A 9,252-nucleotide genomic window follows, 5' to 3' on the forward strand; every position below is an offset into this window, starting at 1 on the left:
GCCCAGCGACATTGCCCCGAGTGCAAACAGTGACATGGTCAGAATCGCAGCGGGCCTTTTTTCGACGGCCCCACCCACGGCGTTGAAAACCCTGTGCTCGGTGGTGTCTCCGACGCGGGGGCTTCGTGGCCAAAAAATCCAGCGACCGAACCACAACAGGGCCCCGGGGAGGACAAAGGTGCCAAAAACGAAGGCTACGACGATGCCGAAGGATGCCGCGACCCCTAGGGACCTGGTCGTTGGGGTGTGAGAAGCAAGCAGGCACAGGACGCCAAGGACCACGGTGGCCGCGGAGGCCACGGTGGTGGTCACGGTCGGCCGCCAGGCGCGTGCCATTGCGGTAAAGCGGTCATCGGTTCGTGTGAGCTCATCTCGGTATCGGGAGATCAGCAGGAGCGCATAGTTTGTGCCTGCACCGAAGACCAGGACGGACAGAATTCCACCTGTCGATTCATCCCATTGCATTCCCAATGCGCCCAGGATACGTGGGTAGGTCTGGGCGACGAGGCGGTCTGCCAATCCAATGACGGTAAGGGGGATGAGCCACAGGAAGGGCGAGCGGTACGTAAAGACAAGGAGGATCGCAACGATGGCCGCGGTGACGGCGAGAAGTTTGAAATTCGCTCCTGAAAACACGCCTGCTAGATCAGCGCGGATGGCAGCAGGGCCGGTTACAGAGGAGGAAATATCGTCTGGAAGATTGGCGCTCGCTCTATCCCGCAGGTCTCCGATCGCCCCCTCGCTATCGGAAGCGGTTCCGTCTGCGACATCGAGCGGTACTAATGCTGCGGTGCCGTCATCATTGGGGATGAAGGGGCCACCAAGGTCTTTGGCTTTGGCTGCTAGCGCTGCCCGGTTGCTCCCGATATCGCCGGTGAACAGGACCAGCGCCGTTGAGGTAGAACCGCCTTGCTGATCGGATGCCGCTTCGCGTTCTGCGGCAACACGGGTCGAATCAAATCCATCGGGCAGCGTTCGGGTCTGTGAGTCGGGGACCTCGATAGAGCCGAGTGATAATAACGCGCCACTGATCGCGATGAGCGCGAGCGCAAGCCAGCGGAAGCGGCGGGCCAAAGAAGAAGTCATATACGCACACTAGTTACTCATCACTGGCGCTGCGGGATGCCAGCGGACCAGAGGGCGGCAGCGATGAGAAAAGGCTGACCGAACAGCCGAGCGAAGCGGCGCCCGTCGGTGTTCAAGCCGAAGGCATCGTTGCGCTCGGCGTACTGGGCGATATTCCCGGGGAAAATCGCGGTATAAAAGGCGGCTAGCGCGATTCCCGTGCGCTTGTGTTGCTTCGGGAGGCCAAGGAGCGCGGCTCCGAACCCGAGTTCGGCCACACCGGACGCGAGGACGACGAAGTCCTTGTTCATCGGGAACCAGTTGGGAACCTGGGCCTGGAAGTCCTTCCTCGCGAAGGTGAGGTGGCTGGCCCCGGCGATCGACATGATGCCACCTAGTGCAAGGCGGGTGACCTTCTGGGATGTGGTGGGTGTGGACATGAGGGACTCCTCGGGGAAATTGGAGAATTGTCCCCCCAAGCTATACGCCCTTTGGCCGAAACTCGCTGCCCACAGCGGTGCTAGATCGGGAGGATGCGGGTGATCGTTCCCAGCTCCGTCAGCTCCATGGCAGCATCGGCCCGGCCCGGGGCTTCGCCCTGCGGCGGGCGGTAGGCCAGCGGGGCGCCGACCTCGGCCCGGGTGAGCACCCGCCAGCGCAGGAACTCGTGGGCCACCTCGCGCCGGGTGATGTGGGTGAGCCACAGTTGCCGGCCCACGAGCGCGGTGACTCCCGAATCGAAGCTCAGTATGTACTCCCGGTCGCCTAGCTGGCTGTGCTGCAGGCCCCCTAGCGAGCGCATGCCTTCCGGTTGAGCTAGCAGATCCAGCACCGTGATGCGGCGCACCAGGCCCAAGCGGTGCTCGGAGCCCTGCGCGCTGCGCAGCCGGAACGGCTCTCCGGGTCGGCAGCGCAACACAGTCTCGTACTCCCACATCACCGGCTGCATCAGGGAAGCCGAAGCATCGGCCGAGCCGTGCTGGTTCCGCCGTCCCCCGCGGCGGAACCCGCCGGACCGACCACCACGGCTGGATGCGGCGGGGCGGGCGTGCGGAGCGGGGAATCGCGCCGGGCGAATCACGGCCCAGCCACCGCCGATCGTGGCGATCCGCTCGGGGGCGCCGGCGTTTGCCTCCAGCTCGACGCGTGCCAGCTGCTGGGCCTCGGGGGTGGCCCCGCCGCGTGGAGGTGTGCCTGGGTCCCCAGTGCTTGCAGTATCGTTTGCGGCCGCAGCGCCGTCCCTAGAAGCACTCCCATCGCCGCCCCCATTGTCATCTCCAGCGCCACCCCGGCCTGGTTCGAAAGCCCACGGATGCACAGCTAGCTCAGCATGCAGGGCCGCGAGCAGCTCCTCATCCGAAGAATTACGGGCCACCCCCAGCGGTTCCAGGCGGGCAAAAAGCTCCGCGAAGGAAAGCTCCGGTTGTGCCTCCCACGCCTGCTGCAACAACCGCATCACCCCGGGAATCCGAGTGGGATCTTTCATCAATACCTCTTAATCACCGAGCGTTCAGGGGAGACGTCCTAAAAATATTGGTGGTCGAACAGGAACCTATCCGACACACGGTGCCCGGGAAATTTTCATTAATCCTGAACATAACCGACAATGAGGGTGAAAACCGGCAGCACAACAACCGGCTACCGGTTGACCCACCTCACGAACACGGCCTAGCCACGTCGCTAGCCCAGATAAGAATGCGGGAGCTGATGAGCGCACCCAAGAATTGCGATTCGGAGAATACCGTGGTCGAACGCGATGCACAGGACACCGGCACCACGGCCACCGCAACCACCTCGGCAGCATCCGCCTCGGAGCAGAAGGTCGACGCCGACCTCATCACCGAGCGTGCCGAGCAGGAGCAGAAGGCCCGGCGCCGCGCCGTCGTCGGCCTGTTCGTGGGCGTTCTGCTCGCCATCCTCGTCTACGCAATCTTCCCGGCCGATGCCGCGGACGTCGTGAACAAGGCGCACCCGGATGCGGAGAAGGGACCCTTCGACGCCGACGCGCTGCGCATCACCGCCGCGATCGCCGTCCTGATGGGCGCCTGGTGGATGACCGAGGCCCTGCCGCTGGCAGCCACCGCCCTGGTGCCGCTCGTGGCCTTTCCGATCCTGGGTGTGGTGCCGTTTAAGGAGGTCTCGCCCTCCTACGCCAACCCCACGATCTTCCTTTTCATGGGCGGATTCATCCTCGCGCTCGGCATGCAACGCTGGAACCTGCACCGCCGTCTCGCGCTGCGCGTCGTGACCCTGGTGGGTACGAAGCCGAAGCAGATGGTGCTGGGCTTCATGATCGCCACCGGTTTCATGTCCATGTGGGTCTCCAACACCGCGACCGCCGTGGTCATGCTGCCGATCGGTATGTCCGTGCTGGGGCTGACCGCCGACATGGTGGGTGGCTTCTCGAAGCAGAAGAAATTCTCCACCGCGCTGATGCTGGGTATCGCCTACTCCGCCTCCATCGGCTCGCTGGGCACCATCATCGGTACCCCGCCGAACACCCTGATGGTCGCCTACCTGCAGGAATCCCACGACATCCACATCGGTTTCGGCCAGTGGATGCTGGTCGGTGTGCCGTTGGCTGCGGTGTTCATGGTGCTGGCCTGGCTCGTGCTGATCACCGTGTTTAAGCCGGAGATGGATCAGATTCCGGGTGGCCGCGAGCTCATCCAGGATGAGCTGGAGAAGATGGGTTCGATGTCCCGAGCGGAGAAGACCGCCGGGTCCATCTTCCTGCTCGCCGCCCTGGCGTGGGTCTTCGTCCCGGTCATCTCTGACTGGGCTGGTTGGGAACACAATATTGACGACGCCACCATCGCCATCACCGCCGCGATCCTGATGTACATGCTGCCGGCCGATGGTTCCGGTAGCCGCGTCATGGACTGGGAGCACACCAAGGAAGTTCCGTGGGGTGTGTTGCTGCTCTTCGGTGGTGGCCTGGCGCTGAGCTCTATGTTCGACAAGTCCGGCCTTTCCTTGTGGATTGGTGAGGTCGCCCGCAGCCTGGGTGGTCTGCCGATCGTCCTGCTGATCGCCGCGACGGCCACCGTCATCCTGGTGCTGACGGAGTTCACGTCGAATACGGCGACGGCTGCGGCCTTCCTCCCGATCATGGGTGGCGTGGCCGTCGGTACGGGACTGACCGCCGGCAACGACATGAACGTGCTGCTGCTGACGATCCCGGTCGCCCTGGCTGCTACCTCCGCGTTTATGCTGCCGGTCGCGACGCCGCCGAACGCCATCGCCTATGGCTCTGGTTACGTCCGTATCGGCGACATGGTGCGCGGTGGCCTGTGGCTGAACCTGGTGGGCATCGTGCTCATCACCGCCGTGACCTTCGCGCTGGCGGTGCCGGTCTTCGGCCTGACGCTGTAGCTCGGCACACAAAGAGCGCGCCACCGGGGCAGGTGGCGCGCTCTTTGTCGTTGGGGTGGGGGTTGGGCCGCGGCTGACCCGTAGCGTGGGGTGGTTCCGGGTCGGCGCCTAGAGCTGAGCCAGGGCGCGGCGCAGCGCCGGGATCAGCTCTTCGGTTTCCGTCTCATCGGTCACCGTGATGCGCACGCCCTCGCCTGCGAAGCAACGGGTGAGGATGCCTTGCTCCTTCATCGCCGCCTCCAGGGCTTCGGCCTTCTCCCCGAGGGGAAGCCACACGAAATTGGCCTGTGAAGGCACCTGGATTTCCTCGGGCAGCGACTCGGTCACGCGCTCGCGCTGGGAGACCGTCTCCGCCACGCGCTGCTGCAGCTGCTGCTGTGCTTCCTCGCCGATGCTCTCCAGGCCCGCGACCTGGGCCAGCGCGTTGACGCCGAAGGGGATCGCGACCTTGAGCAGTGCTTCGACAAACTCCTCGGAGCCCGCCAGGTAGCCCAGGCGCACACCCGCCAGGCCATAGGCCTTGGAGAAGGTGCGGCACACCGCCACATTCGGGAACTGTGTCATCAGCGCCAGCCCATTCACGCTGGCCGGCACCCCGGCCCCCTCGGCGCTCGCATCCCCGGCCAGCCCGGAGCGGTCGTATTCGATATACGCCTCGTCCAGCACGACCTGGACGTCCTCCGGCACCTGAGCCAAGAACTCGGCCAGCTGAGCCTGCGGCACCACCGTGCCCGTGGGGTTATTCGGATTGCACACGAAGATCAGCTTCGTGCGCTCCGTGACCGCGGCGAGCATAGCGTCCAAATCGATGCGGTAGTCACTGCTCAGCGGTACCGCGACCGGCCGAGCGCCCGCGATCTGCGTGAGGATCGGGTAGGCCTCGAAGCTGCGCCAGGGGAACACGACCTCGTCGCCGTCCTGGCAGGTGGCCTGGATGGCCTGCAGGCACAGTGCGCTCGAACCGTTGCCCACCGCGATGTTATCCGCCGTGAGCTCCGGCGCCCCCGGCGTGCGGGACAACCACTCCGCGAGCTCGCCGCGCAGGGCTGAGACCCCCATGTCCGGGTAGCGGTTCAGCCCCGCCGCCGCTTTTGCCACCGCTTCCTGGACGGCGGGCAGGGGTGCTGCGGCAGTCTCATTGGAGGCCAGGCGCAGCGCATCCGGCAGCGCCTTTCCGGGGACGTAGGCGGGCAGTTTGGAGAGATCGGAACGTACCATGCCTGGCATCGTACTCCGCCGGAATGCCTGGTCGGCGGCGTTTGTCTGCCCAACACCCGTTGTGTATGCTTGAAAATCGTCTAGTCAGGCGGGTTCGCCCTGTCCTGGTCAGATGCTGGAGACGTGCCAGAGTGGCCGATTGGGGCTCCCTGCTAAGGAGTTGTCTGCATTGCGCGGACCGGAGGTTCGAATCCTCTCGTCTCCGCTCTTCAACAAGGCTGTTCGCTGATGAGCTGCCGAAACCTTCCAGGTTTCAAGCTGCCCAGTTCTTGTGGTGAGGCGCTGGGGTTTTTCAGCTTCGGACAGTGTTGTGGGGCGTGTGGTGCGCCTGTGGTGGTCCGAGTGGATTGTGCCGTCGCGTGGCCTTGTTGGAGTACTGCGCCCGTAGCTCAACGGATAGAGCATCTGACTACGGATCAGAAGGTTAGGGGTTCGAATCCCTTCGGGCGCACTCTTTATGACAGCGTCGTCGCTGCCCAGGTGGGTGGCCACGGCGCTGTTTTCTTTCTATTTTCTTTTTAGGACGTCAGAAGGGCCGCCACGGCACGAACCGTGGCGGCCCTTCTGATGCTTCCGCGCCAGCCTGGCGGCGGGGTGAGGCGCTTAGACGTCCTCGCGGAGCATGTCCTCCAGGGACTTCTCGCTCAGCAGGTATGGTGCGACCTCCAGCACAGTGAAGGCGCCGGTCTGGCCGGACTCCTTCAGGCGGTGGGCGGCGCGACCGTATGCGACCTGCACGGCCGCGGTGAAGTCCGGGTTGCGGTCCAGCTCCAGGGTGTACTCCACGGTGTGGTGGGTGCGGGTCGCGCCCAGCTCGCCGGTGGTGATCACGTGGCCACCGTGCGGCATGCCGGTGTGGTTCTTGTCGAACTCTTCCTGGCTGATGAAGTTCACCTCGACCTCGTAGCCCACGAAGTAGTCCGGCATGGTGCGGATGTCGTTCTCGATCCGCTCCTTCAGCTCGGCGTCGTCGCTCTCTGGGACGACGAAGCACTGGCGCTTGTGGGCGTTCTTGCCGGTGATGCCTTCGGCCTCACCGCGGCGGGCCTTGTCCAAGGCCTCCTCGGCCGGGAGGGTGTACTGGACAGCGGAGGCCACACCCTCGATGCGGCGCAGGGCGTCGGAGTGACCCTGGGAGAGGCCCGGGCCCCAGAAGGTGTTCTGCTGCGCGCCCGGCAGCACGGCGGCTGCGTACACGCGGTTGAGGCTGAACATGCCCGGGTCCCAGCCGGTGGATACGACGGCGACGTTGCCGGCCTTCTCGGCGACGTCCTGCATCGCGGAGTAGTGGCGGGCGACGTCGCGGTGGTTGTCGTAGGTGTCCACGGTGCAGGCGTACTTCGCGAACTCCGGTGCCTGCTCCGGGATGTCGGTGGCGGAGCCGAGGCAGAGGTAGAGAACGTCGATCTTGTCTGCGTACTCAGCCACGTCTGCAACAGGGATGACCGGCGCGTCGGTGTCGAGGCTGTCGCGGCGCGAGAAGACACCCACCAGTTCAATGTCTCTGGTCTGCTTGATGACGGCTTCGACGGACTTGCCGAGGTTGCCGTACCCCACGATGCCGGCCTTGATTGTCGCCATGCGTGTTCCTTTCGTTGGAGTGGCTTGTTGTCGGCTCTCAAGATTACGCCGATTATTCGGGCCACCACTAGGTTTATGCGTGCAAAAATATTGCTTTTTTAGTGCGCTGGGCTGCGATTTGTTGCTTCAGGTGAGTGGCATGTATAGTTATGCCCTGTTGCGCCCGTAGCTCAACGGATAGAGCATCTGACTACGGATCAGAAGGTTGGGGGTTCGAATCCCTCCGGGCGCACGAGTTAGAACCCCTGGTGAGTGGCTTTCAGCCCCGCCAGGGGTTTCTTGCTTTTCATGGTGAGCTATGCGAGCCGCCGCTCACCCCGCCGTCGTTAGAAAATCTCGATGCGCGCGCCGATGGACTCCGCGCTGAGCAGCTGGTCCACCCAGCCCTTCGCGCCTGGGCTGACGCGGATCACCGGGCGCGGATCCGCCGCATCCCCGTGCTTCGTCGTGGTCTCGTAGCGCTTCCGGGCGGCGTAGCCGGCCTCCGTCAGCGCGCTGAGATCCTTGTGCTCCAGCTCCTCGCGGGCCTGGTTGAGGATCTCCAGGGCCTCGTCGAAGCACTCGATCAGCGCATCCCGGTTCCCTTCGCACATCGCCCGGACCAGCGATGGCGCGGTGCCAGCGACCCGGGTGGTGTCCCGGAAGGACCCGGCAGCCAGGGCGAGGCTGAGCGGACCGCCCTGGTCGCCCACCATCGCCAAGGTCTCCGCGAAAACATGCGGCAGGTGGGAGATCCGTGCCACCGCGCGGTCGTGCGCGCCCGAGCGGCTCGGGATCGTGATCGCGCCGGTGGCCTCCGCCATGCGCACCACCCGCTCGAAGGTGGTGAACCACGCACGCGGTGGTTCGCCCTCAGCCACCGCCCGGTCGTAGGCGACCACCCACACAGCGCCGTCGAAGAGCCCGTTGAGGGTCGCCCTCCAGCCCGAATGCGCAGTCCCCGCCATCGGGTGGCCGCCGACGAAGCGATCCGCCATCCCGCAGTCCTCGACCAGCGCCTGGACCTCGCCCTTCACGCTGGTCACATCGGTCAGGCCCACGCTCGGGGCGTGCTGGCCGACGGCGTCCAAAATCTCGGGCAGGGCAGGAGCCGGAACCCCCAGGACGACGAGGGCGTCCTCCCGTTCCGCGCGCTGCAGGGTCGCGGCGAGATCCCCGGAGACGTCGTAACCATCCTCGGTGGCCTGATCCACCGTCTTCGCGGAACGATTCCAGCCGAACGCGGACCAACCGCCGTCCGCGAGGTCGCGCAGCAGGGAGCCGCCGATGAGCCCCAGCCCGAGGATGCACACCGGGAAGCGCTCGAACGCGGTCGGGGTGCCCGGCGACGGGTGCAGAGGGTGACGGGTGGGCTGGGATTCATGCTGCGTACTCACGCTTTAATTCTCTCATATGCCCCGGACGCGCGCCGGGGACTGCGAGAGCCCACGAGGCAGCCGGAGTGCCGGCCACAGCGGGTGCCCCAGCGGTGCAGACTCACGCCCCGCGACCGGCTAAAATCCGAAACATGAGTAACACTGACTCCTTCGACACGATCGCTGTTGTGGCGACCAGCACCGAGCGTGGCTGGGCGCTCCGCGAGCTGGCTGATGATGCGACTGATTCCCTCGAGAGCCTCGTCGAGCACCTCCGCAGCGAACGCGCCGAAGGTGCCGTTCTTGGGCTGGTCTGCATCGAGGACTCCTGGTGCGCGATCGTGCGCCCCGCCCCTGGTGGAGTGGGGATTTTGATGTCGGACGCCACCGCGGCGATCGACGACTACCTGGCCACCGACATGCTCGACGAGCTGGACGTCGACACTCCCACCGAGGAAGAGGCCGACGAGGCCGACGAGAACGATACCGCCTGGCCAGAGGGTGAATTCGACATGCTGGAGGACCTTGGCGTCTCCGAGCAGCTGCTCACGGTCGTGTTCGACGACCCGGAGTACTACCCAGCGGAGCAGCTGATCTGCGTGGCCGAGGAGCTGGGCTTCGACGAGGAGCTCTCCGACCTGCTGGACGCGAACCTGCC

At 65.1% G+C, this 9,252-nt stretch carries 8 protein-coding genes and 3 tRNA genes; 5 read left to right on the forward strand and 6 right to left on the reverse strand.

Features of this window, described 5'->3' with window-relative positions; translation table 11 throughout:
* The 3 genes from Q1V78_RS06985 to Q1V78_RS06995 form a co-directional block, all read right to left on the reverse strand.
* On the reverse strand, positions 1-1,086 hold a 1,086-nt coding region (locus tag Q1V78_RS06985), incomplete at its 3' end, for an MMPL family transporter (RefSeq protein ID WP_300613034.1).
* A 20-nt stretch (positions 1,087-1,106) separates the two neighbouring features.
* Positions 1,107-1,505, reverse strand: coding sequence for a hypothetical protein (locus Q1V78_RS06990; protein WP_300613036.1), 399 nt, complete (start codon positions 1,503-1,505; stop codon positions 1,107-1,109).
* A gap of 80 nt (positions 1,506-1,585) precedes the next feature.
* Positions 1,586-2,551 (reverse strand): hypothetical protein, encoded by a 966-nt coding sequence (locus Q1V78_RS06995; protein ID WP_300613038.1) that lies wholly within the window; start codon positions 2,549-2,551, stop codon positions 1,586-1,588.
* 221 nt (positions 2,552-2,772) lie between these two features.
* Between Q1V78_RS06995 and Q1V78_RS07000 the strand changes: the two genes are divergently transcribed.
* Positions 2,773-4,440 carry a DASS family sodium-coupled anion symporter gene (locus Q1V78_RS07000; protein WP_300613040.1) on the forward strand — a complete coding sequence of 556 codons (1,668 nt, stop codon included), beginning with the start codon at positions 2,773-2,775 and terminating at the stop codon, positions 4,438-4,440.
* 108 nt (positions 4,441-4,548) lie between these two features.
* Here Q1V78_RS07000 and Q1V78_RS07005 read toward each other — a convergent pair whose 3' ends face one another.
* The gene (locus Q1V78_RS07005; RefSeq protein WP_300613042.1) at positions 4,549-5,667 is read right to left on the reverse strand and encodes a histidinol-phosphate transaminase; all 1,119 of its coding nucleotides are present in this window, start codon (positions 5,665-5,667) and stop codon (positions 4,549-4,551) included.
* Positions 5,668-5,775: 108 nt separating this feature from the next.
* On the opposite strand from Q1V78_RS07005, the gene Q1V78_RS07010 reads away from it, so the two are divergent.
* Positions 5,776-5,863 (forward strand) — tRNA-Ser (locus Q1V78_RS07010).
* Between the two features lie 173 nt (positions 5,864-6,036).
* Positions 6,037-6,109 (forward strand) — tRNA-Arg (locus Q1V78_RS07015).
* A gap of 152 nt (positions 6,110-6,261) precedes the next feature.
* On the opposite strand, the gene Q1V78_RS07020 is transcribed toward Q1V78_RS07015, so the two are convergent.
* Positions 6,262-7,239 (reverse strand): diaminopimelate dehydrogenase, encoded by a 978-nt coding sequence (locus tag Q1V78_RS07020; protein ID WP_300613044.1) that lies wholly within the window; start codon positions 7,237-7,239, stop codon positions 6,262-6,264.
* Between the two features lie 159 nt (positions 7,240-7,398).
* Here Q1V78_RS07020 and Q1V78_RS07025 point away from each other — a divergent pair.
* Positions 7,399-7,471: transfer RNA gene (locus Q1V78_RS07025), tRNA-Arg, on the forward strand.
* 94 nt (positions 7,472-7,565) lie between these two features.
* Here the strand turns inward: Q1V78_RS07025 and Q1V78_RS07030 are convergent.
* On the reverse strand, positions 7,566-8,576 hold the full coding sequence (locus Q1V78_RS07030; protein WP_300613048.1) for a prephenate dehydrogenase: 1,011 nt from the start codon (positions 8,574-8,576) through the stop codon (positions 7,566-7,568).
* A gap of 170 nt (positions 8,577-8,746) precedes the next feature.
* On the opposite strand from Q1V78_RS07030, the gene Q1V78_RS07035 reads away from it, so the two are divergent.
* Positions 8,747-9,252 (forward strand): tRNA adenosine deaminase-associated protein (locus tag Q1V78_RS07035; RefSeq protein ID WP_300613046.1); only part of this gene is annotated, 506 nt, incomplete at its 3' end.

Source organism: Corynebacterium sp. (genome assembly GCF_030152825.1).
Classification (GTDB): Bacteria; Actinomycetota; Actinomycetes; order Mycobacteriales; family Mycobacteriaceae; genus Corynebacterium.

Excerpts from the sequence above, each read along its gene's own strand:
- Q1V78_RS06995 (WP_300613038.1), bottom strand. The coding sequence starts at position 2,551 with ATGAAAGATCCCACTCGGATTCCCGGGGTGATGCGGTTGTTGCAGCAG.
- Q1V78_RS07000 (WP_300613040.1), top strand. The coding sequence starts at position 2,773 with ATGAGCGCACCCAAGAATTGCGATTCGGAGAATACCGTGGTCGAACGC.
- Q1V78_RS07020 (WP_300613044.1), bottom strand. The coding sequence starts at position 7,239 with ATGGCGACAATCAAGGCCGGCATCGTGGGGTACGGCAACCTCGGCAAG.
- Q1V78_RS07005 (WP_300613042.1), bottom strand. The coding sequence starts at position 5,667 with ATGCCAGGCATGGTACGTTCCGATCTCTCCAAACTGCCCGCCTACGTC.
- Q1V78_RS06990 (WP_300613036.1), bottom strand. The coding sequence starts at position 1,505 with ATGTCCACACCCACCACATCCCAGAAGGTCACCCGCCTTGCACTAGGT.